Source organism: Clostridium taeniosporum, assembly GCF_001735765.2.
Lineage (GTDB): Bacteria > Bacillota > Clostridia > Clostridiales > Clostridiaceae > Clostridium > Clostridium taeniosporum.
On record NZ_CP017253.2, the window covers coordinates 2,677,654 to 2,701,353 of the forward strand.

21 protein-coding genes are annotated in these 23,700 nt (G+C 25.6%); 4 read left to right on the plus strand and 17 right to left on the minus strand.

Features of this window, described 5'->3' with window-relative positions:
* Positions 1-37: 37 nt before the first annotated feature.
* The 17 genes from recQ to BGI42_RS12375 all read right to left on the minus strand — a co-directional run bounded on the left by recQ (position 38) and on the right by BGI42_RS12375 (position 19,624).
* Positions 38-1,801, minus strand: a complete 1,764-nt coding sequence (recQ, locus tag BGI42_RS12295) for a DNA helicase RecQ (RefSeq protein ID WP_069680577.1) — start codon at positions 1,799-1,801, stop codon at positions 38-40.
* Between the two features lie 229 nt (positions 1,802-2,030).
* Positions 2,031-2,543 (minus strand): hypothetical protein, encoded by a 513-nt coding sequence (locus BGI42_RS12300; RefSeq protein WP_069680578.1) that lies wholly within the window; start codon positions 2,541-2,543, stop codon positions 2,031-2,033.
* Between the two features lie 3 nt (positions 2,544-2,546).
* Entirely contained in the window at positions 2,547-2,948 is a 402-nt protein-coding gene (locus BGI42_RS12305) for a DUF4430 domain-containing protein (RefSeq protein WP_069680579.1), read from the minus strand.
* 518 nt (positions 2,949-3,466) lie between these two features.
* Positions 3,467-5,443, minus strand: coding sequence for an ABC transporter permease (locus BGI42_RS12310; RefSeq protein ID WP_069680580.1), 1,977 nt, complete (start codon positions 5,441-5,443; stop codon positions 3,467-3,469).
* The gene (locus BGI42_RS12315) at positions 5,436-6,203 is read right to left on the minus strand and encodes an ABC transporter ATP-binding protein (protein WP_069680581.1); all 768 of its coding nucleotides are present in this window, start codon (positions 6,201-6,203) and stop codon (positions 5,436-5,438) included. Before BGI42_RS12315 ends, BGI42_RS12310 begins: the two co-directional genes overlap by 8 nt.
* Before the next feature lie 256 nt (positions 6,204-6,459).
* Positions 6,460-7,476 (minus strand): sensor histidine kinase, encoded by a 1,017-nt coding sequence (locus BGI42_RS12320; RefSeq protein WP_069680582.1) that lies wholly within the window; start codon positions 7,474-7,476, stop codon positions 6,460-6,462.
* A gap of 1 nt (position 7,477) precedes the next feature.
* Positions 7,478-8,152, minus strand: coding sequence for a response regulator transcription factor (locus BGI42_RS12325; RefSeq protein ID WP_069680583.1), 675 nt, complete (start codon positions 8,150-8,152; stop codon positions 7,478-7,480).
* Between the two features lie 40 nt (positions 8,153-8,192).
* On the minus strand, positions 8,193-8,639 hold the full coding sequence (locus BGI42_RS12330) for a MarR family winged helix-turn-helix transcriptional regulator (RefSeq protein ID WP_069680584.1): 447 nt from the start codon (positions 8,637-8,639) through the stop codon (positions 8,193-8,195).
* A 202-nt stretch (positions 8,640-8,841) separates the two neighbouring features.
* Positions 8,842-9,465: a class I SAM-dependent methyltransferase gene (locus BGI42_RS12335; protein WP_069680585.1), complete on the minus strand. Its 624-nt coding sequence runs from the start codon at positions 9,463-9,465 to the stop codon at positions 8,842-8,844.
* Between the two features lie 197 nt (positions 9,466-9,662).
* Entirely contained in the window at positions 9,663-10,019 is a 357-nt protein-coding gene (locus BGI42_RS12340) for a hypothetical protein (RefSeq protein ID WP_069680586.1), read from the minus strand.
* Between the two features lie 196 nt (positions 10,020-10,215).
* Entirely contained in the window at positions 10,216-10,827 is a 612-nt protein-coding gene (locus BGI42_RS12345; RefSeq protein ID WP_242984726.1) for a fasciclin domain-containing protein, read from the minus strand.
* Positions 10,828-11,229: 402 nt separating this feature from the next.
* Positions 11,230-11,592, minus strand: a complete 363-nt coding sequence (locus BGI42_RS12350) for a response regulator (RefSeq protein ID WP_084023889.1) — start codon at positions 11,590-11,592, stop codon at positions 11,230-11,232.
* Between the two features lie 35 nt (positions 11,593-11,627).
* The gene (locus BGI42_RS12355; RefSeq protein ID WP_069680587.1) at positions 11,628-14,477 is read right to left on the minus strand and encodes a response regulator; all 2,850 of its coding nucleotides are present in this window, start codon (positions 14,475-14,477) and stop codon (positions 11,628-11,630) included.
* 16 nt (positions 14,478-14,493) lie between these two features.
* Complete coding sequence (locus BGI42_RS12360) at positions 14,494-15,564, minus strand: HD-GYP domain-containing protein (RefSeq protein WP_069680588.1); 1,071 nt, start codon at positions 15,562-15,564, stop codon at positions 14,494-14,496.
* Positions 15,565-15,979: 415 nt separating this feature from the next.
* Positions 15,980-16,858, minus strand: coding sequence for an L-serine ammonia-lyase, iron-sulfur-dependent, subunit alpha (gene sdaAA / locus BGI42_RS12365; RefSeq protein ID WP_069680589.1), 879 nt, complete (start codon positions 16,856-16,858; stop codon positions 15,980-15,982).
* Position 16,859: 1 nt separating this feature from the next.
* Positions 16,860-17,540, minus strand: a complete 681-nt coding sequence (sdaAB, locus tag BGI42_RS12370; RefSeq protein WP_069680590.1) for an L-serine ammonia-lyase, iron-sulfur-dependent subunit beta — start codon at positions 17,538-17,540, stop codon at positions 16,860-16,862.
* Between the two features lie 443 nt (positions 17,541-17,983).
* Positions 17,984-19,624 (minus strand): nucleoside kinase, encoded by a 1,641-nt coding sequence (locus tag BGI42_RS12375; protein ID WP_069680591.1) that lies wholly within the window; start codon positions 19,622-19,624, stop codon positions 17,984-17,986.
* A gap of 134 nt (positions 19,625-19,758) precedes the next feature.
* On the opposite strand from BGI42_RS12375, the gene BGI42_RS12380 reads away from it, so the two are divergent.
* From BGI42_RS12380 to BGI42_RS12395, 4 genes are all read left to right on the plus strand, one after another.
* Positions 19,759-20,457 carry a DUF421 domain-containing protein gene (locus BGI42_RS12380; protein ID WP_069680592.1) on the plus strand — a complete coding sequence of 233 codons (699 nt, stop codon included), beginning with the start codon at positions 19,759-19,761 and terminating at the stop codon, positions 20,455-20,457.
* Positions 20,457-20,837 carry a DUF4363 family protein gene (locus tag BGI42_RS12385; RefSeq protein WP_069680593.1) on the plus strand — a complete coding sequence of 127 codons (381 nt, stop codon included), beginning with the start codon at positions 20,457-20,459 and terminating at the stop codon, positions 20,835-20,837. Before BGI42_RS12380 ends, BGI42_RS12385 begins: the two co-directional genes overlap by 1 nt.
* A 191-nt stretch (positions 20,838-21,028) precedes the next feature.
* Positions 21,029-21,961, plus strand: coding sequence for a class II fructose-1,6-bisphosphate aldolase (gene fba / locus BGI42_RS12390; RefSeq protein ID WP_069680594.1), 933 nt, complete (start codon positions 21,029-21,031; stop codon positions 21,959-21,961).
* Positions 21,962-22,474: 513 nt separating this feature from the next.
* The gene (locus tag BGI42_RS12395) at positions 22,475-23,698 is read left to right on the plus strand and encodes an argininosuccinate synthase (protein WP_069680595.1); all 1,224 of its coding nucleotides are present in this window, start codon (positions 22,475-22,477) and stop codon (positions 23,696-23,698) included.
* Positions 23,699-23,700: the final 2 nt, after the last annotated feature.

A 23,700-nucleotide genomic window follows, 5' to 3' on the forward strand; every position in this document is an offset into this window, starting at 1 on the left:
CTATCAACTTTACTTATGCTTATATAAATAACCTAGCTTAAAATATTTTGATTATTCTTAATAAATCTTCCCCATAATCCTGTATTTTCTTTTCACCAACACCTCTTATTTCTAATAACTTTTCTAAATTGTTAGGTTTAACATTACATATATCTATTAAAGTAGCATCTGAAAATATTATATATGGTTTTTTATTTTCTTTAAATGCTCTTTCTCTTCTCCAATTTCTTAATGCCTCAAATAATTCTTTATTTAAAATATTATCTTCTTTATCTAAAATTTTAAATATAACTTTTTCTTTATTTTTTAAAATATTGTATGATCGCTTATTAAGTTTTAGCATTGAATATGTTCCTTCTTTCAAATCAACATATCCTTCTTTTAATAAACTATTTATTAAATCTTTAATTAATGAACTTCCATATTCCCTCATTATTCCATATGTAGTAATTCTGTCTAAATTATCTTTTATTATTTTAGGGCCTTTGAATCCTTTTAATATATCTATAAGTACAGATATACCATACTTTTCTCTAGTTCTAAAAACAGTAGATAAAATCATTTGGCATTCTCTTGTAAAATCTTTTAATTCATCATCATTTAAACAATTACTACAATTATTACAATAATTTAATTTTCTGTTATTTCCAAAATAATTTAATATATATTTTCTATAGCACTCCTTAAAATTACAATAATCAATAATATCTTGTAATTTTCTAAGATGTACTTCTCTTGTATGAATAGATGAACTCTTATTTATTATATATTCAACTCTTCTTATATCACTTTCACAATAAAAAAGATAGCAATCACACTTTTCTCCATCTCTTCCCCCTCTTCCTATTTCTTGATAATAGTATTCTATATTTTGAGGAATTGTAAAATGTACTATAAATCTAATATTTGATTTATCAATGCCCATTCCAAATGCATTTGTTGCAACCATTACATTGAATCTTTCAAATAAAAATCCTTCTTGAAAGACTTCTTTTTCTTCATCATTAAGCCCACCATGATATTTTCCTACACTATATCCAACATCATTTAAATAATAATAAAGATTATCTACTTCTTTTTGAGACGCACAATATACTATACCTGATTGATCTTCATGATCTCTTATTATATCTTTAACCTGTTCTAATTTATCAATGTCTCTCAAGACTGCTAAATTTAAATTTTCTCTATTTATATCACCAACATATATATATGGATTATCTAATCTTAAAAGTTTTATTATATCCTCTCTAACTTCTTTAGTAGCTGTTGCTGTAAAAGTAGAAATTACTGGTTTATTTCTTAGCAGTTTATAAAATTCAGAAATTTGTAAATAACTTTTTCTAAAATCATGTCCCCATTGAGATATGCAGTGAGCTTCATCAATAGCAATTTGTGATATTTCCAAATCTTTTATCATATTCTTAAATATATTTGATTCTAATCTCTCTGGTGCAATATATATAATCTTATATTCACTCATAGACGCTTCTAGCAATATATTTTTAATCTGCTCCATTGTTTTAGAGCTATTTATGTAAGTTGCCTTTATACCACTTTCAATAAGATTGTCAACTTGATCTTTCATAAGTGATATTAATGGTGAAATTACAATAGTTACTCCTTTAAAAATCAAAGCTGGTATTTGATAACAAATTGATTTTCCTGCTCCTGTAGGCATAAGACAAAAAGTATCTCTTCCAGTAAGAATATTATTTATTATTTCATACTGTCCTCTTCTTAATGTGCTGTATCCATAATATTTTTGTAATACATAAAAAATCTTTTCTTTATTGTCCATAAACTCCCCCCTTAATTTCTCCTTATGAAATGTCACAAATAATCTACAATAATCAGATTAATTTTTATATAAATATTTAGTAGATAAAAATTTAAACCTTAAATACTTTCTAAATAAATAACATATATCTTAATATTATAATTAAAATTTTTTATTCTTTAGGTTTATTTCTTAATCCTTAAGCAAAAATATAATCTAAGTTATCCACAAATTTTAAAAATATAATTTTCTAAAGAATAAAAAAATACTTATTATTTAATTGTAATAGTAAATTATATATTTTCTCACCTAAAAAAAGCATGATAAAATAGTTTGCTACTCCATGAACTATATCATATGGAATACCTGAAATCCAATAAGCTATCCCTGCATTTATTCCTCCAAATATAGCATTGGGTATTGCATAAAAAAATCCAAATAATAAACCAAAAATCCCTGAATATAAAGATAAAATTAAATAGTTATCCTTTATAAATTTACTTAATAAACAACTTAAAATATTAAGTAAAGGCCATAATAGAATATATCCAAACCACCATGTTCCAAATCCATATATAAGCCCCATCATAATTACAAATATAAATACACTATAAATGGATCTCTTACCATAAATTAATGAATAAATTATTATAAATAAGGTAACAACTTCAACATTAGGAATAAAATTTAAAACTATTTGAGTAACTGTTAAAATTGCACCTAATACTCCAAACAAAATTAATTCTTTTATAGAAATCTTCATAAATTACCATCCAGTAGTTAAAATAAATTTTACTTCATCACCATCATGTATCATTACATCATCTATTCCTGTTGATGATGCTTCCCCATTAATGATTAAATTCCACCATTGCCTTTTAGATTCATCAGCTTTTTTACCATGAACTCCAACAACAAATCTTCCATAAGGACCTTTTTCTGATTCTATAAGATTTCTATCATCTAAGTCCTTCCCAAGAGATGTTTCCTCGGTCTCAATATTAAATTCATCATTAAATGTATTTTCTGTATCTGTAACTATAACCTTATATTCTTTAGTTCCATTTACAGATTTACTATTTATAGAAAACTTATATAAAGATAAACCAATAACAGCAATTGCAATAACAAGTACCGATACTAATATTTTTTTCTTTTTACTATTCATAATAAGATCTCCTTTCTTATGTTCATTATATAGTATATACCAGAGATAATAATTCTCAAACCTATGTATTCCTATTTTAAATATAATTTATATTTTATAACTCTACTAAGCTTTTTAATTAAAAGTGTATAAGAACACAAGTTGCTACTCCACACTTTTTAGTTTAGACGGGATAATTGAAAAGCTTGGAGCTTTAGCTGAAAACCCTAAAGATTTTCTAAAAATATATATTTTAAAATTCTATAATTTCTTATACATTAAAAAAGTAATATCTAGATAATTTAATATTTAGATATTACTTTTCCATATTATATATTTAAATTTTTTATTACTATATTTTAAATTGTTCATATTATAATATATAGTTTAGGTACATTCAAATAAATAATTATCCATTATACTAGTTTATTTTGTGAACTACTTCTTTCTTGGATTATACTAATAGCACAACTATTATCATAACCCAAGTTATTGTATTTACAAAATATCCTTGGTATCTTTGACTTATTATTTATTATCTAGTCTTCTTGTTCAACAATTTTATAATAAGTTTTAGCTGTTAACATATAAACTAATATATATACTATAGCAAAAACTACTACTGTTACTAATGTACATTTTAAAAGCATTTTCGTATCACTTATTATGAATAACGCTAATATTTTTTTCATTTCTTTAAACGCAAAAGCTATATGAATTACAGCTGTTATTAAGGGTAAGAAAAATACCATTAATATTTGCTTGTTTATACTCTTTTTCACTTCTTCCTTACTCATACCAACTTTTTGCATTATTTTAAATCTCTCGCTATCGTCATAACCTTCTGAAATTTGCTTGTAATAAATTATTAAAACTGTTGCCATTGTAAATAATAATCCTAAGAATACACCAATAAATAAAAATCCACCATTAAATGTATAAAGATCTTCTCTATCAGTATAAATACTAGTAAAATCTCCATTATACATTTTATTAACTTTGCTACTTATATCGCTACAAAAATTCATAATATAATTTTTATCACCGTTAACATCAAATAAAATATTATATTGAGTTTCTTCTAAATCTTTATTATTCATATCTTTATATATTGATTTTAAAATATTCATATCTTTTACAACAATAAAATAACCTTTTATTATGGCTGTATCTTGTTTGTTTATGAACTTCATATTATTAAGTTCATCTTTTATTTTATATTGTTTTTGTCCAATATTAATGAATTCTTTACCAAAACTTCCTTCTCGTGAAAATATCAATACTTCATTATTTTTTAAAGATATTTCTTTTTCTTCCATAGCATTATAATCATCAACAGTTAAAAAATCTAAACTAAATAATTTACTTATATTAGACATATCTTTTTTAGTAATTTTAAAACTATCTCCATCTTTTATTGTTAACATATTAATATAATTAAATTCTATTTTATTATCTAAATTTATATTATTGTACTTTACTTCTTCATTTATTACATGATTAATACTCTCTATATTTTCCTTATTTCCATTGTCTATAGATATATTTATATCTTTTGGATTGTGATTCTTTAAATTATCCTCTTGACCAATATATAAACATACTGTTGTAGATATTGTTAATAATACAGCTGTACTAAGAATACATATATTAGCAAGGCCTACTGCATTTTGTTTCATACGATATATCATACTTGAAATTGAAATAAAATTATTAGGCTTATAAAAAAACTTCTTATTTTTCTTTAACAATTTTAAAATCGCTATACTTCCTGCTCTAAAGGTACTATATGTTCCAGCCATAACTAAAAGTACAGCTATAAAAAACAATTGAAGTGCTTCTATTGGAGATTTTACTGTAACTGCTATACCATAACCTAAAATTAATTCAATAATCCCTGAAACAGCTAATATTTTTGATGTCTTTGGAACTTTTTCTCCTTTTTCTCCCCCTTTTAATAATTTTATCGGATTAGAAAATTTTACTTGTATAAAATTTTTAATTAATATGGCTGTAAAAATTAATGTAAAAATTTTTATTGTAGAAATTATTGCTGGTACTGATATAGAGAAAGCCAATGTCACTTTAAATTTTATTAAATTAAGCAATATTAAAAATAATAATTTTCCTAGTATTATCCCACCTATAAGTCCTAATATTAAGCTTAATATCCATACTATTAATGTTTCAAAAAAAATCACCTTATAAATATGCTTTTTTTCCATTCCAAGAATATTATAAAGTCCTAATTCTTTTGTTCTACGCTTTATTAAAAAACTATTAGTATAAAATAAGAATATTATAGAAAATATAGCAATAACATTTGAGGTAAATTCAAGCATCATTTTTACTTGTTCTGATCCTCTCATTACATTTAGCCCTTCATTTAATGCTATACCCTTCATTGTATAAAATGTAACTACAGCACAAATTGATGCTATAATATATGGAAAATAAGTTTTACCATTTTTCTTCAAATTAGTATTTGCTAACTTAAGATAAAATGAATTACTCAACTTCAGCACCTCCTGTTGTTAAAACAGTAAGACTATCTGAAATTTTTTGATACATTTCATCATTATTCATGGCACCTCTATAAATTTGATGAAAAAGTTTTCCATCCTTTATAAATAATACACGATTTGCATGACTAGCAGCTTTAGTACTATGAGTAACCATTACAATAGTTTGACCTGCTTTATTTATATCTGAAAATAAATTTAAAAGTTCTGTAGATGATTTAGAGTCCAAAGCCCCTGTTGGCTCATCAGCTAGTACTAATTTAGGATGAGTTATAAGTGCTCTTGCTACAGCTGCCCTTTGTTTTTGTCCACCAGAAACTTCATAAGGATATTTTTCTAATATATGTTCAATTCCCAATTTATTAACAATAGGTTGTAATCTATTATTCATTTCTTTATAATCTTTACCAGATAAAACTAGTGGTAAAAATATATTATCTTTTAATGAAAATGTATCAAGTAAATTAAAATCTTGAAATACAAAACCTAAATGATTTCTTCTAAAAGATGAAATTTCCTTTTCATTTATATCAACAATATTTTTTCCTTCTAATAAAACCTCTCCATTGGTTGGTTTATCTAATGATGCCAATATATTAAGTAACGTAGTTTTTCCTGAACCCGATTCTCCCATAATAGCTACATATTCATTTTCTTCTACTGAAAATGAAATATCAGATAAAGCTTCTACTTTATTTCCTCCAAATCTTGTAGTATATATCTTTTTTAAATTCTTAACTTCTAATAATGCCATCTTATTTTTCCTCCAAATCTTTATGCACATAAAATAAAATAATAAATTAAAAATGCATTGTATATTCTATGTCATACAAAGAAGCTTAAGTTAATAGCGAAGTATTAGCTGAATCAATATGACTCAAAATAGACAAACATACTAATCTGTTATTTTTTTGAATGTGCCTTATTACAAATTAAGTATAATAAAAAAAGAAATGTACTGCCTTAGCCTTGACTTACATTTCTCATTCTAATCTTACATCTATGTAAGGTTAATGTATTTCTATATCTTTTCTTGAAAAATCAATGGCAACTTTTGTTCCTTTTCCAATATCAGAATTAATAAATATATCATTAGAAAGGTTATTTAAAATTTTCTTACATAAATATAACCCTATACCTGTAGATTTTTTATCCATTCTACCATTATAACCTGTAAATCCTTTTTCAAATACTCTAAATATATCTTCTTCAGATATTCCTATACCTGTATCTTTAATTATTAAGGTATCTTTATTTTCTTTATCCATATAAATAGAAATCTTTCCCTCATGAGTATACTTTAAAGCATTAGATAAAATTTGTTCTAATACGAAAGTAAGCCATTTTTCATCTGTTACTATTTTATAATCTATTTTTTCTAAATCTAAAGCAATTTTTTTATTTATAAATATTATAGAATATTTTTTTACTACCTCATGTAAAATATCATTTAAATAATACTCTTCAAGCATTAAATCTGATGACATACTTCCTAATCTAATATAATGAAGAACCATTTCAGCATACTGTTCTATTTTAAATAATTCTTGATTCATAATTTTTTTGTACTCATTTGAATCCATAGACTGCAAAATCATATGTAATGCCGAAATTGGTGTTTTTATTTGATGAACCCACATTGTATAATAATCTATCATTTCGCTACGATTATTACTAAGTTTATGTTCTAACTCTAAGTTGCTTTTGTATAATGCTTTAATAATATTTTTATAATCCTTTTCTATTAAAGTTTTAGTTTCTGGTAAATTATCTAATTTTTCATCTATTCCATTTAAAATATCTTTCAGATATAAATGTTTATTATAAAATCTATAGAAATCATACAACATAAATAAAAAAGCTAATGTACAAGTTAATAAAATTGCATATAAAACCGGTTCTAATGTTAAATGATATAAAAGATATACAGTAAAAAATATAAGTATAAATATAAAAAATGCTACAATAGTTTTTAATTTCTCTCTAATATAAGAATATAGCATAAACCAATTAAAACTTTTATTCATATTAATCACCTACTATATATCCAATTCCTTTTTTAGTTTTAATAAAATTTTTAAGCTCTATATCTTCTAATTTTTTTCTAAGCCTAGCAACATTAACAGTTAAAGTGTTATCATCTATAAAACTATCACTATTCCATAGATGTTTCATAATATCATCTCGAGATACAGCTTTATTTTTATTCTCTAAAAGGATTTGTAATATTTTAAATTCATTTTTGCTTAATTCTAATTTTTTATTATTATATGTTATAGTTGTATCCCCTAAATTAAGTACAGCACCATCATTTTCTAAAATGTTTGTTTGTCCTTGAAATGAATAAGCTCTTCTAATCAAAGCCTGTACTTTAGCAATCACTACATTCAAATCAAAAGGTTTTGCTATAAAATCATCTGCTCCCATGTTTATGGCCATAATTAAATTCATATTGTCACTTGCTGATGATGCAAAAAGAATAGGAACTTTAGATATCTTTCTTATTTCTGTACACCAATAAAATCCATTATAAAAAGGTAAAGTAATATCCAAAATTACTAGTTGTGGATCATATTCAATAAATGAACTTAACACATTATTAAAATCAGATATAATCTCTGCTTCATGGCCCCATTTACATAAATGATTCTTTAAAATACTAGCTATAGTTAAATCATCCTCTACAATTAATACCTTATACATTAAATTACTCCCATATTTCATTTTATTAAAATTTAATTTCTTATTTTGAAATATTATTTGCTATTTTTCTTATTAATCTTAAAAATTCTTCTCTTTCTTCATATGTGTCTAAAGAACTCATTACCCTTCCATAAATATCTTCTTCAAATTTAATGTGTTCTTTTTGAATGTTTTTTCCTTCTTCCGTAAGTTGTAATTTATAAGATCTTCTGTCCTTATTGCTAATACTTCTAACAATAATACTTTTCTTTTCTAATCTATCAATTATACTTGTAAGTGTACTTTTAGGTATGTTTAAAGCATTTATTACATCTTTTATAATAACATCTTCTTTTTCTGAAATTATTCTAATTATTGATAATTCACTAGTACTTAAAGATTTGATTTTTGAATACTTATTTTCAATATCTTTATAATTACCTTTTATCAACATATAATGCCATAACTTATTTAATTCATTCACTTGTCTTTTATACTTACTATCCATATTATTACCCCATATAAATTAATATAATTTAACTTAACTTGTATGGTTGATTTAGTAAATTTTATGAAATTCACCAAATCACTGTACAAGTCTAATAATTTAATATTTTGATTCTATTTTAAATATGTGTTGATATTCCTAAATTTAATTACTCTGTCCAATTTATTTATGCATATATTATCATTTTTCTAAAATAGATTCACTATTTTTTTATATTTGCATTAATAACAAAACTTTTATAATTTATTTTTTTAAAATCAAATGTATTAAATCCGTATTTATTTAAAAGTTTTTTGATTGCATTTTTATTATATATTCTGTAATCACCACCACTGCTATTTTTACATAATAAATTTAGCACTTGTCTTATAAATAGAGGAGCTGTAGGATCTCCAATAATAAGTGTTCCACTAGATTTTAATAATCTTCTCATTTCCATTAAAACTTTTTCTGGATTTGGATAATGATGAAATGATGCATTACATAAAATAACATCAAAAGTTTTATTTTTCCATGGCATAAATTCCGAATCTCCTACCTTTAGCTCTGCTTTTGTTCCAATATTTCTTCTAGCCACCTCAATCATTTTTTCTGAAATATCTAATCCACTTAACTCTATATTAGTATTTTTTGATAATTTCATCAATATATTTCCTGTACCACAACCAACATCTAATAATTTTTTAGGTTTTAAAGAAACTATTCTATTAATAATTTCAGCATACATAGGCGCTACAAATTTTCCATCTCCACTTATATCATAAATATCTGCTTGATTATTAAAATTTATTTTTGATTTATTTTTGAAATTATTTTTATTATTCATATAATCCTCCTAGTATTAATTTCATTTTCGTATAATACGATATTCGTACTATATTGGTATTATATTCCTTAAATTGTAATAAATCAATATAAATATAATTTTTTTCAGTTAAAATAAATATTAATTCTAAAAGTATTAAAGTAAAAACTAGCAGTTTTAAAATTTATAAACTACTAGTCCTTATAAGTATAAATTATCTATTTTCTTTTCTTTTTAAATATTTTTCCTAAAACATCAAAACAGTTTATAAAATTAACACTTTCTTTAGCATTTTTTACAGACTGTCTAAACTCTTCATCTCTAAAATTACATCTTTCACATTTATAAACATCATTTCCACCGATTGATACAATAAAATTATACATATTGTTTTTTCCGTCTATTTTTATATATTCACCTTTTCTAAGTTGAATAATTACATTAAATATACTTACCTTTTTATTTCCTTCACTAATTTGTTTTTGTTCAGATTTTAATATTGTTCCTATTTTAGCTCTACTTACATAGTGATTTATGTCCTTAATTACTTGTGAGTTATATTTATTAAAGTCCATTAATATACCTCCAATCATGTATTTTGTAAATAATAATCTTTTTACAAATATATTCGCCTAAATATCTTTGTATTACAGTTATATTACTACTAAAAAAAACTCGTTGGTATAATATAAACGTTATTTTATTCAATCATAATTTAAGTCATGAAAAAAGCACTATTCTCTAAAGAATAATGCTTTATAAAACAATTATTTAAGGAATTAAAACAGCATCTATAACATGAATAACTCCATTTTTACCCATAATATCAGTAGTTGTAACTTTTACATCATTAATATATACTGAACCATCTTTAACTTTTATTTTTGCTTTTTTTCCGTTTGCCATTGTTATTTCTTTTCCATCTAATTTTATAACATCCTTTGAAGAAACCTTACTTGGCACTACATGATATTTTAAAATATCAACAAGAGCCTTTTTATTCTCTGGTTTTAAAAGTTCGTCAAGCTTTTCTTTTGGCAGTTTTGCAAATGCATCATCTGTAGGTGCAAATACTGTAAATGGTCCTTCACCTTTAAGTGCATCAACCAATTCAGCTGATTTTAAAGCAGTTACTAAGGTTTTAAATCTACCATCACTTATTGCTATATCAACTATATCTTTAGATGCTTTTTCGTCCCCCATATGTGATGATTTAACATTATTAATATTAGTTAAATAATTTTTATAGATAATACCTTCTGTTATTTCTTGTACTTTATATTTTTCAGTGCTAAATAACCCTTCAGCATTTGCACATAAAGGTATCTGAAGTATTGACACCACCATTATTAAAGTTGTTAAAATACCAATTCTTTTTTTCATAATAAAACTCCTTCTCTATTTTTATAATTATATCTTTTGTTCCATTTAAGTATTTGCATTAAAGGACATTATTATAATAAATTCTAAGTATTTTTATTTTTTATTTCTTCCTATTATGGTTCTTATATCTTTATTTTTATATTTTTTCTTAAAATTGCCCTATATATTTAAAAATTTTTTAATCTTAAAAAATAAATTTTAACTTATAAAAAAATTTTAAATATAAATTTACTTTTTTATTTAGCCATATAATTTTATGGAATATTATGTAACAAACATATTTCAAATAAATATATATTTATACAATTAACTATATACAATCCTAAACTTATGCATAAAAAATCCCCAACTAATCTAAACTAGATTAGTTGGGGTAAATATTATACAAAAATCTGTATACTATTATTTATACTCTTCTAATGTTCTTAATAACTCTTCAGTATCAAAAGGTTTTCTAAGATATCCTTTAGCTCCTAGTTCTATACATTGATCTTTTACACTTTCATACCCTACTGCTGATATAATAAATACAACTGCTTTAGGATTAATTTTCATCATTTCAGTTAACACATCAATACCATCCATTGTAGACTCGGACATGTTTAAATCAAGAAATACAATATCTGGATTTTCAGTATTAAATATTTCTATTGCATCTTCTCTACCTGATGCCTCAAATATTGTATGGAAACCTCCTTTTTCAATAATCTTTTTTACAAACATCCTCATAAAAGATGAATTATCAACAATTAAGATCTTTTTCACCTTAAAAACTCCTTTATATATGTTTTTTTAATTTCCTAGCAAAGTAAGTCTTTTATTTTACCAAAAAATCTAATACATTCATCCATTTCCTGTTTTAAAACTGCTTCTTCTAGCTTTATTGCCAATTCATAAATAGAAATTATTCTTAGATTACCAGAAGAACCTTTTAATTCATGAACTAATTCTTCTAATTTATGAAAATTACTATTATCAATAGCGTTATTAATATCTTCTAATAAATCTGGTAGATATTTTATATATTCTTCAAGTATTTCTTTTGCATCTTCTTTTTTAAGACCTGTATTTTCAACAAAATAATTAATATTATTTTCTATTATATTATTATAGTCGGTCACTTCATTACATTCTTTAATATTAGCTTCTATCATCTTAAACATAGTATCAAAATTTATTGGCTTACTAATATACTCATCCATTCCAGATTCAATACACTTTTCCAAATCACCATCCATAGCATTAGCAGTCATTGCAATAATTGTAGTATGCTTTTTAGCCTCTTCAATTAGCCTTATTTTAGATGTACATTCATATCCATCCATTACTGGCATCTGACAATCCATAAAAACAACATCATAATCTTTTTCTGATACTGCTTTTAATGCTTCACTACCATCAACAGCTATATCGCAATCCATATTACGAGATTTAAGCATACTTATAACAATTTTACGATTCATTTCATTGTCTTCAACCAATAAAATTCTTGGCTTTAATGACTTATTAACTTCTTTGACTATATGTTTCGTTATAGCTTCATGTTCTTCTTCATTTTCTTTTTTTAATCCTAATGTCATGGCAATACAAGAAAGTAAATCATCTCTTCTTACAGGTTTGCACAAATATGATGAAAATCCATATTCTTTTGCAACTTTAGCCTCTCCTTTTTGTGTTACTGAAGTTAAAAGTATTAGTTTAATATTCTTTGCAAAAGGTATTGTTCTTAATGTAGTTGCAAGTTCATAACCATTCATATCAGACATTTTGTAATTTATAATAGCAATATTTATTTTATTTTCTGTATTTGCATTTTTAAGAATTGTAGTGATTGCACTAGTACCGTCTTTTGCTTCAAATGCTTTAAAACCAGTACCTTGAAGATATGAACTAACAATTTCCCTGTTATTTGTATTACCATCAACAATTAAAATATTCACACCATCAAGCTTTTCAAATGCAAATTTCTGCTTTAAAGATTTTTTAGTAACCTTAAGCCTAACATTAAATTTGAATGTAGACCCTTCCCCTAATATACTTTCAACATGAATTTCTCCACCCATCATTTTTACCAATTCATTTGATATTGCAAGTCCAAGTCCTGTTCCTCCATATTTTCTAGTTGTAGAAGCATCTCCTTGACTAAAAGATTGAAATATTGTATTAATATGCTCCTTACAAATTCCAATTCCAGTATCATTTACTTGAAAATCAAGCATGGCTATTCCATTTTCTTCCCCTAAACAATCCGCTGTAATAGAAATCTCGCCACATTCAGTAAATTTTACTGCATTACTTATAAGATTATTTAATATCTGACTAAGTCTTGCTGGATCACCAACAACCTCTTCAGGAACACCTGGTTTAATCATAGTATAAATTTCAACTCCTTTTTCTGCTGCTTTAGGAGCAAGGAGTGAAACTGCATCTTCAATAGTATTTCTTAAATTAAATTCAATATTTTCCATAGTTAGCTTTCTAGCTTCAATCTTGGAGAAATCTAATATATCATTGATAATATGTAATAATACCTCTGAAGCAGCTTTTGCCTCACGTATAAACTCTTTTTGTTCTAAAGACAGATTAGTTGATTGCAACAACTCGAGAAATCCAAATATTCCATTCATTGGTGTTCTTATTTCATGAGACATATTGGCAAGAAACTGACTCTTTGCTATATTTGCTGCTTCTGCCTGTTCTTTTGCCTTGTATAACTCCATTTCTGCTTTCCTCTGCTCTGTAATATCTTCAGCAGTACAAATAAGATACTTAATATTACCTTCCTCATCTCTATATGGCTTACTTTTTATTTTAAGCAACCTAATTTCACCTTTATAATTCTTGATTTCAAGCTCTTTTTCTGCTAATTCATTTTTTTCAAATAGTTCCCAATTATTTTCAGAAAGTTTATTTGCAGTTTCTATATCAAATATATCATATAAATCCTGATATTCTAATTCTCTTTTCTTCTTACCAAAAAACTTTGCATGTGCTTCATTGACAGTTGCATAAGAAGTAACATTGCTCAAAGCCCAAATCTGCGATTCAGAATTATTAAGTAAAATCAATTGCCCATCAAGTGTTGATTCATATAATTTTTCCTTTGAAATCCTTAATTTTGTATGTAAAAAAGCCTTTGAAATATCTATTAATATATTAATTTGTTCTTCTTGCCATGTTATATGCTTTGATAAACTTTCAAATCCTATAAATCCAATTAACTTACTTTTGCTTTTTAATGGAACTATAAGAGAAGATTTTATTCCTTCACTTAAAAAAACTTCTGTTTCAAACACCGCTTCAGCAGGTAATTCCTCTATACTATTTATTGCAATAAAATCACTATTTTTAATCTCACGAATCAACCATGGAAGAGTATAAACTACCTCTTCCTCCTCTATTTCTCTTTTCGATCTTATATTTTCATTATTCCATTGACATTCTATTTGCATAAAAGTAGGATCTTTAGAAAAATAATAAATATAAATTCTATCTAAATCGAAAAATAAACCAATTTTCTCTAATGATCTTTTTAACTCAATCTGATAATTAATACTATCTACATCTAAAAATTTCTTAAATGTATTATTAATTAATTTTAGACAATCATTAGAATACTTAAAATTTGTGTAATCACCTTCACTACTCATAAAATCCTCCAATAATTTAAAGTTCACAGGTTTTTGTAATAAAAAGAGTTAATTCTTTTAATAAATCAATTTCATAAGGTTCTAAAAGTAAATTTCCAAGTTTATCATATATAACTTTTATCACTGGCCTAGTTGGCATTGAATTGTTTTGTCTTACAACTAACCCCTTTTCATTTGAACTTAAAATAACTCCACTTCCTGTTGGAAAAGCAGCTATATTACTAGTAAATTTTTCAACTATTTCTGCATCAAAATAAATGTTACTCATACCAATAAGATACTCAATAACTTCAGGCACAGTTTTACTTTCCTCTATATCTCTACCTGATATCAAATTATCGAATACATCACATATAGATACTATTTTTGCTATCTGGTTTATTTCATTACCTTGCAATTTTAAAGGATAACCACTGCCATCACTTCTTTCATGATGCATTAATGCAACCACCTTAACATATGAACTCCAAATATGCTGCTCTCCTAAAAAATCATACCCAACTTTTGGATGCATTAATCTAATATATTCATCTAATTCTTCCTTAGTCTTAAATTGTGATACAAGTTTCTTATCATTCATAATTTTTATCTTACCTATATCATGAAGTAATGCACCTGCAGCTATATCTTTAAGCTTTAACATACTGTATCCCATATGAGTTCCTATTATTGTAGACAATACACAAACATTTACTGAATGGGAATATATATTATTATCGCTTGCACTTATTTCTGCAACATTTATCAAAACACTTTTATTTGATAGTATATCTTCAATCACTGAATTAACTGAATTCATAACACTGCTATTATCAGTTTTACCCTCACGACAATGTCTTTTAATCATTTCCTTAACAGCATGTTTACTCATTTGCCTTGTTTTTTCAGAAATACTTTCTTCAATAACAACATCTTTTGATATATCATCATTAATGTATACTGAATTAATTCCCATTTCTTTAATTTTTTCAATATAATAAGGTTTTAATTTTACTCCAACATTAAGTAAAACCCTACCCAATTCATCATAAATCTGCCTTCCAAGGATTTCATCTCCCTTAAGGCTCGAGGTACTAACAACTCTCATAAATCCCTCCAACTAAAATAATTAATTTTTTACTGGATAGTATATTATATATTTCGTCATTTAATCTTTATCCTTGAAGTTCTTATCCTTAATTTTAAATATTTTATTTAATATAGTTTAAGATTAACATAAAAAATCATTAATAGACTTTTGACGTGGATTTTTTTAGCCATGCACTATTTCCAAACGTAAATCATGAATGATGGTTCGGCATATGATTATTTTTTATTCTTTATTGTTACTCATAATATCTCTAAAATATAGTATTTTATAAGCCCTCCACAAATCTTCCAACAATATAATTTTCTAAACAATAAAAAAATGTAGCCAAAAGGCTACATAAATAAATTATAAATTTTATATTCTATTTTTTATAATTTTAAATTATATGATTAATATAAAAAATCAATAAAATTTAATCTTCACCAAAAACTTGTTTTTTAAGTCTTAATCCTGTAGGGGTAGTTGCTATTCCTCCCATTGCAGTTTCTCTTAATTCTGATGGTAATTTTTTCCCAACTTTGTACATTGCAGTTACTGCTTCATCAAAAGGTATTTTTGCTTCAATACCTGCCATAACCATATCAGCAGTACAAAGAGCTGTTATAGCTCCTTGAGCATTTCTTTTAGCACAAGGAATTTCTACGAGCCCTGCAACTGGATCACATACTAATCCTAATATATTTTGAAGTATTATAGATCCTGCATCTAAGCTCATCTTAGGTGTTCCGCCCATCATTTCTACAACTGCTGCTGCACCCATAGCCGATGCTGAACCACACTCAGCTTGACATCCTCCTTCTGCTCCTGATAATGTGGCATTAATACCTATAATAAGGCCAACTGCTGCTGCTGCTAATAATCCATCTATTAATTGGTCTTCATTTAATTCAAGTACTTCACCTGCTGCTAAAATAACTGCTGGAAGTATTCCACATGATCCTGCAGTGGGGCAAGCCACTATTTTTCCCATTGATGCATTTACCTCTGATGAAGCAAGCGCCATAGCCATAGCTATATTAGTTGCTCTACCTGTTAATGTTTTTTTAGATTTTGAATATTTATATAATTTATGGCCATCTCCACCAATAAGTCCACTAACAGAATACACTTCATTTTCTGTTCCTTCTTTTGCTGCTGCTATCATAACATTTAAATTTTTTCTCATTTTCTCTATTACTTCTTCTCTTGTCACTTCTTTTTCTTCAACTTCACATCTTATTGCATATTCACTTAAAGATATATTATTTTCCTTGCAAATTTTTAATAATTCTTCTCCTGTTCTTGCTAGCATTTTACTCACCTTCCTTTGCTGGACTTATTGAAATAACTCTATACACTAACTCTAAACTTTCTATTTCATTTATGGCTTTTTTACTAACTTTATTATCCATTTCAAATATCATAGTAGCATCTCTCCCCTTATGATTTCTAAAAACTTTCATAAATGCTACATTAATATTTTCTTTTGATAAAATACTAGTTACACTATGTATAACACCTGGTAAATCTCTTTGAGAAATTATTAAAGTTTCATAATTTCCAGTAAATTCAACAGAATTTCCATTTACCTCTGTAATTTGAATATTTCCTCCACCTATAGATGATCCCAAAACTTCGCAATATGAATTATCTACTGTAGTCATTAAAAATTTAACTGTATTAGGATGTACATCACCTAAATCAGCTTCTTTAAATAAAAATATTATTCCCTTTTCTTTTGCAATTTCCATAGAATCTCTAAGTCTTTCATCACTTGGTTCCATTCCTAAAACCCCAGCAACTAAAGCCCTATCTGTTCCATGTCCTTTATATGTTTTTCCAAATGAACCATGTAATAAAAATGTTACTTCTTTTATATTATTACCAGCTATTATTCTTGCAATTTTTCCAAGTCTTGCAGCTCCAGCAGTATGCGAACTGGATGGTCCTATCATTATTGGTCCTAAAATATCGAAAATCCCTAAATTTTTCATAAATATTATTTAGTAAAATATAAAAATATTTTACTAAATACCCCCTTCCATTAATTCATTACACTATTTTTAGCATTATATCAATATATGTAATAAGTAAGTTCTACAAAATAAATATATCAATCCACATTAAAAACAGGGTATTTTATTTAAAATTTATTTACAAAAATTTAAATTCAATTTATTATCCATATATAGAATGCATAATTTAATTAATCTAGTCAAGAGGTAAAAAAAAGATATGTTTTAAATTTTAAAACATATCTTATGAAAGTAAGTCACATTCAAATAAATAACTAGTCAGTATGCCCACTTATTTTATGAACTACTTCTTCCTTGGAACCTACTAATAGCACAACTATTAGCAAAGCCCAAGTCATTGTATTTCACAAAATATTCCTGGCATCTTTAACTTGTTATTTATTTTCATATTCCTAATATACTTAATATTCATAAAAACAACTTCCCCCTATAAATTCTCTAAGTATTGAATTCATAGGTACATAACTTGAATCTACTTCTTTAAAGAAATTTAATATAGATTTTAATCGTGCTGCTTCTGTATATACTACGCTATTTTCTTTAACTTTATTTAATTCTTTTAATGCATAAGATTTTAATAATCCTAATTCATATACTAATGTAGAGTTAAACATAGCATCAGCCTGATCTTGATAAACAAATATATTATTTTTCTCACCTTTTTTTATTGAAGGCCACATTTTAAGTGTTGCTTCTGCATCATGTCCTCTGCTTAATGAATCTCTAACTATTCTTCTAACCTTTCTAACATCAGTGGTAGATATTCTATTATGATTATCTAAATTTAATTGAGTTAATGCTGAAATATATACTTTAAAAATTTTGCTTTGATCAACATGTGATGTTAAAATAGGGTTTAATCCATGTATTCCTTCTAATATCAATATTCCATTTTCAGCTAACTTTATTTTATTTCCATTCCATTCTCTTTTTCCTGTTAAAAAATTATAAGTAGGAATATCTACAGTTTCACCATTCATTAAAGACGTAAGCGACTTATTTATTAATTCTAAGTCTAATGCATAAATAGATTCATAATCATAATTTCCATTTTCATCTTTTGGTGTATTTACTCGTTCTACAAAATAATCATCTAATGATAAAGATTGTGGTATAAACCCATTAACTTTTAATTGAATAGAAAGTCTATTAGCAAATGTGGTTTTTCCAGATGATGATGGACCTGCAATTAAAATTACTTTTACATCTTTTTTATTAGATATTTGATCTGCTATATTTGCTATTTTCTTTTCATGTAATGCTTCTGATGTTAATATTAGACTTTGTAATTCTTTACTACAAAGTTTCTCATTTAAAGTTCCAACTTCTCCAATGTCTAATATAGTAAGCCATCTTTCTGTTTCTAAAAATATATTTCTTAATTTTCTTTCTTCCTTATATACAGGTAATTCATCCAAATTTTCTTTTTCTGGACTTCTTAATATAAATCCTGGCTTATAATAAATTAAATCAAAAGCCTTTATAATTCCTGTTGAATATGCCATTTGACTATAAAAATAATCATATCTTCCTTCTAATTCATATAAACTAACTTCTTTAAGATTAGAATTTTTTAAAAGTAAAACCTTGTCTTCCATTCCATATTTTTTAAATATATTAATAGCCTCATCTCTAGAAATTCTTATACTATTTATAGGTACATTTTTTCTTATTATTTCTTTCATTTTATCTTTAATTAAATTTATATCCTCTTCATTTAAAGGTTCATCCTTAATTATCTCTCCAAATAAACCTTTACTGATTGAATGTTCTATCTTAATCTTTGAATTTGGGAACAAATCTAAAGCTACCTTAATAAATATAAATTGCAAAGTTCTTGTATATATATTTAATCCCATTTCTGTATTAAAAGTTACTAATTCTATTTCACCAGATTCATTAATATTATCTTTTAATTCATGATATTTACCGTTTAGTTTACATAATGCTATATTATTAACATTTGTTATATTTTTAGATAGTACACTATAAAAAGTGTTCTTAGAATTCTCTTTTTTATTATTATAAACTATTGAATCCATTAAATATCTCCTTTCCAAATACTAGATATCCTAATTCTATTATATCTAAGTTCCCATAAAAAGATAAATTTATTTTTTATTTTGCATATTATAACGAAATATTACAAATATTATTTATGCGAGGTGTATTTAAAATGTTTATTATTTTTATTCGTACTGTAATTTTATATTCTTTAGTAGTTATAGTAATGCGTTTAATGGGAAAACGTCAAATTGGTGAACTAGAGCCATACGAATTTGTAATAACTATTATGATTTCAGATTTAGCTTCTATGCCAATGCAAGACTCTAGATTTCCTTTATTATTAGGAGTGGTTCCTATAATTACTTTATTGTTTTTAAAAACTATGCTTAGTGTAATAGATTTAAAATTTCAACATGCTAGAAAAATTATAGATGGTGAACCAACTATATTAATATATAATGGAAAAATAAACTATCTTGCATTAAAAAAACAACAACTAAATATAGATGAGTTATTAGAAGAATTGAGAATTGCTAATTACTTTAATATTGATGAAATACAATGTGCTATTTTAGAAAATGGAGGCCAATTATCAATTTTACCTAAAGATTATAATTCACAATCTCAATCACAATCTAGTGATAATACAGCTAAAACCAAAGAAGTAAAATTGCCTAAAGTATTAGTATGCGATGGAAAAATAAATAGGAATACTTTAACAAGTATGAAAAAAGATAAGGATTGGATACTTAATGTTCTTAAAAATCATAATATAAATTCAATTAAAGATGTTTTAATAGCAATGTATGATACTGAAGGTAATTTTAAATATCAGCTTTACAATGATTATTATGAGGAGGGTAATTGATGAAAAATGTTAAGATTTCAATACTATTATTTCTTCTTATAATTGTATTTATTTATTTCGCTAATACCTCAATATTAAAATTATGCAATAATATAGAAAATGTTACAGAAGAAATAGAACTTAATATTATTGAAGGTAAAAATGAAGATGCCTATATAAAATCAATTGAATTAATAGATTTAATTCAAAATAAAAATTTTATAACTTCAGTATACCTTAGTCATCAAGAGGTAGATATACTTATTACTGATTCTGCAAAATTATCTATATATTTATCTCATAATAATACATCAGAAGCAAATGCTACATTACACTCTTTGAAATATAATTCTAGAAATATGAGAAAACTACAAATACCCAATCTAGAAAATATATTATAATAACCAGCATTGTTATGTAAATATATTGAAATAATTAAAATATATTCTAAAAAATATCAAGTATATAATCTTTTTTTAAATTTTAACTCGTTAAATGTAGAAAAACTAACCAGTATGGTTTATAATTATTTTAACGGTTAACCTTAATCGTCAAACCATAATTTGAAAATTTGAAAGGTGGTACAATTAACATGGCATTAGTTACTACAAAAGAAATGTTTAAGAAAGCTTATGAAGGTGGATATTCTATCGGAGCTTTCAATATCAATGATATGGAAATAATCCAAGGGGTTATTAATGGAGCAAAAGCTAAAAATTCAGCTGTAATTCTTCAATGTTCAACTGGAGCAATTAAATATGCTGGAGCTAAATATTTAAAAGCAATGGTAGACGCTGCTATAGCTGAAACTGGAATAGATGTTGCTCTTCACTTAGATCACGGTCCAAGTTTAGAAGCTGTTAAAGAAGTTATAGATGCTGGTTTCACATCAGTAATGTTTGATGGATCTCACTTTGATTATGAAGAAAATGTTAAGAAAACAAAAGAAGTTGTAGACTACGCTCACGCTAGAGGAGTTGTTGTTGAAGCTGAACTTGGAGTATTAGCAGGAGTTGAAGATGACGTTGTTGCTGATTCTCACGTTTATACTGATCCAGAGCAAGCTGTTGATTTCGTTAATAGAACAGGAGTTGATTCATTAGCTATCGCTATCGGAACTTCTCATGGAGCTGTTAAATTCCCACCAGATGCTAAACCAGAATTAAAGTTTAACATCTTAGAAGAAATCCAAGCTAAATTACCTGGATTCCCAATAGTTCTTCATGGAGCATCTGCTGTTGATGCTAACACAGTTGCAACTTGTAATGAATTCGGTGGAAACATAGCAAACGCTAAAGGTATTCCAGTTGATATGTTAAGAAAAGCTTCTTCAATGGCTGTATGTAAAATCAACATGGATACAGATTTAAGATTAGCTATGACGGCTGCTATCAGAAAGACTTTCGGAGAAAAACCAGAAGTATTCGATCCAAGAGCTTACCTTGGTGCTGCAAGAACTGCAATCCAAGAAGTTGTTGAATCAAAAATTGATAACATATTAGGATCAGCTGATTCTATGAAATAATATCTTTTAAAGACGAGGTTATATACCTCGTCTTTTTTATTCTTTTCTTTTTAATATTATTCATTTATTTATATATTCATAATAATCATACCTTACTTATATTGTTATTTATTTTAAATTCTTATTAAACTTCAAATAAAATTATACTACTTATATGATACTTATGATATTAATAATTTTTTTCAAATATTTATACATATTTTTTGAATATTTTTATGAATATTATTACATATATTTTTATAATTATTAATTTAACTTAATTTTTCATTCAAAGAATTTTAAAATTATTTTTTATAGTTATTCTATTTAAAATAAGCTATTATTTAATAATTTTATATAAAAATAAAAATATAAACCTTTTATAAACTATTTTTAAAAATTTTTCAGGATTTTTTATTTTTATTTTTATGCATAAATCTATTGATTATTTATGCATAAAATTGTATAATTATAAAAAAGTTTTTAAATATAAGATTTAATATATATTTCAACATTAATTAAGGGGGCTTTTAAATGAACAAATTAAATAAAGTAGTTTTAGCATATTCTGGTGGACTAGATACTTCAATAATTATTCCTTGGCTTAAAGAAAATTATAATTGTGAAGTTATCGCTGTTTGTGGAAATGTTGGACAAAAAGATGAATTGGATGGATTGAAAGAAAAAGCAATAAAAACTGGGGCGTCAAAATTATATATAGAAGATTTAACCAAAGAATTTGTTGAAGATTATATATTCCCTACTATCCAATCCGGAGCTATTTATGAAGGAAAATATCTTCTAGGTACTTCCTTTGCTAGACCATTAATAGGAAAAAGATTGGTGGAAATAGCAAAATCTGAAGGTGCTGATGCAATATGTCATGGATGTACTGGAAAAGGAAATGATCAAGTAAGATTTGAATTAGCTGTTAAAGCTTTTGATCCAGATATGAAAATAATTGCACCGTGGAGAACTTGGAATATTAAATCAAGAGAAGATGAAATAGCCTATGCAGAAGAAAAAAATGTTCCTATAAAAATAAGCTATGACACAAATTACAGTAAAGATAAAAATATATGGCACTTAAGTCATGAAGGTTTAGATTTAGAAGATCCTAATAATGAACCTAAATACGACAATATATTAGAACTTTGTAATTCTTTAGAAAATGCACCAAATGAACCCACTTATATTACTTTAACATTTGAAAAAGGTAATGCCGTAGCCTTAAATGGTAAGAAAATGGATCCTGTTACTTTACTTGAAGAACTAAATATTATCGGTGGTAAAAATGCCATAGGTATAACTGATATGGTTGAAAATAGACTTGTTGGTATGAAATCAAGAGGTGTTTATGAAACTCCTGGTGGTACTATTCTTTATAAAGCTCATAAGGATTTAGAGGAAATTTGCTTAGATAAAGAAACTTCTCATTATAAAGAACAAGTTGCTCTAAAGTTTGCTGACTTGGTTTATAACGGTCTTTGGTTTACTCCACTTAGAGAAGCATTATCAGAATTTATAAAAAAGACTCAAGAAACAGTAAATGGAGAAATTAAGTTAAAACTATACAAAGGAAATATTGTAAACGCAGGTATGAATTCTCCTTATTCTTTATATAGTGAAGAATATGCTACCTTTGGTGAAGATGCTGTTTATAATCAAAATGATTCATCTGGCTTTATTGCATTATACGGACTTCCTACTGTTGTTAAAGCAAAAATGTCACAATATATAAAGAAAGAGGTTAAATAATT

Excerpts from the sequence above, each read along its gene's own strand:
- sdaAB (WP_069680590.1), bottom strand. The coding sequence starts at position 17,540 with ATGAAAAATTTAGGGATTTTCGATATTTTAGGACCAATAATGATAGGA.
- BGI42_RS12355 (WP_069680587.1), bottom strand. The coding sequence starts at position 14,477 with ATGAGTAGTGAAGGTGATTACACAAATTTTAAGTATTCTAATGATTGT.
- BGI42_RS12360 (WP_069680588.1), bottom strand. The coding sequence starts at position 15,564 with ATGAGAGTTGTTAGTACCTCGAGCCTTAAGGGAGATGAAATCCTTGGA.
- BGI42_RS12305 (WP_069680579.1), bottom strand. The coding sequence starts at position 2,948 with ATGAATAGTAAAAAGAAAAAAATATTAGTATCGGTACTTGTTATTGCA.
- BGI42_RS12395 (WP_069680595.1), top strand. The coding sequence starts at position 22,475 with ATGAACAAATTAAATAAAGTAGTTTTAGCATATTCTGGTGGACTAGAT.
- BGI42_RS12385 (WP_069680593.1), top strand. The coding sequence starts at position 20,457 with ATGAAAAATGTTAAGATTTCAATACTATTATTTCTTCTTATAATTGTA.
- recQ (WP_069680577.1), bottom strand. The coding sequence starts at position 1,801 with ATGGACAATAAAGAAAAGATTTTTTATGTATTACAAAAATATTATGGA.
- sdaAA (WP_069680589.1), bottom strand. The coding sequence starts at position 16,858 with ATGCTAGCAAGAACAGGAGAAGAATTATTAAAAATTTGCAAGGAAAAT.
- BGI42_RS12330 (WP_069680584.1), bottom strand. The coding sequence starts at position 8,639 with ATGGATAGTAAGTATAAAAGACAAGTGAATGAATTAAATAAGTTATGG.
- BGI42_RS12380 (WP_069680592.1), top strand. The coding sequence starts at position 19,759 with ATGTTTATTATTTTTATTCGTACTGTAATTTTATATTCTTTAGTAGTT.
- BGI42_RS12335 (WP_069680585.1), bottom strand. The coding sequence starts at position 9,465 with ATGAATAATAAAAATAATTTCAAAAATAAATCAAAAATAAATTTTAAT.
- fba (WP_069680594.1), top strand. The coding sequence starts at position 21,029 with ATGGCATTAGTTACTACAAAAGAAATGTTTAAGAAAGCTTATGAAGGT.
- BGI42_RS12320 (WP_069680582.1), bottom strand. The coding sequence starts at position 7,476 with ATGAATAAAAGTTTTAATTGGTTTATGCTATATTCTTATATTAGAGAG.
- BGI42_RS12325 (WP_069680583.1), bottom strand. The coding sequence starts at position 8,152 with ATGTATAAGGTATTAATTGTAGAGGATGATTTAACTATAGCTAGTATT.
- BGI42_RS12375 (WP_069680591.1), bottom strand. The coding sequence starts at position 19,624 with ATGGATTCAATAGTTTATAATAATAAAAAAGAGAATTCTAAGAACACT.
- BGI42_RS12300 (WP_069680578.1), bottom strand. The coding sequence starts at position 2,543 with ATGAAGATTTCTATAAAAGAATTAATTTTGTTTGGAGTATTAGGTGCA.
- BGI42_RS12345 (WP_242984726.1), bottom strand. The coding sequence starts at position 10,827 with ATGAAAAAAAGAATTGGTATTTTAACAACTTTAATAATGGTGGTGTCA.
- BGI42_RS12340 (WP_069680586.1), bottom strand. The coding sequence starts at position 10,019 with ATGGACTTTAATAAATATAACTCACAAGTAATTAAGGACATAAATCAC.
- BGI42_RS12315 (WP_069680581.1), bottom strand. The coding sequence starts at position 6,203 with ATGGCATTATTAGAAGTTAAGAATTTAAAAAAGATATATACTACAAGA.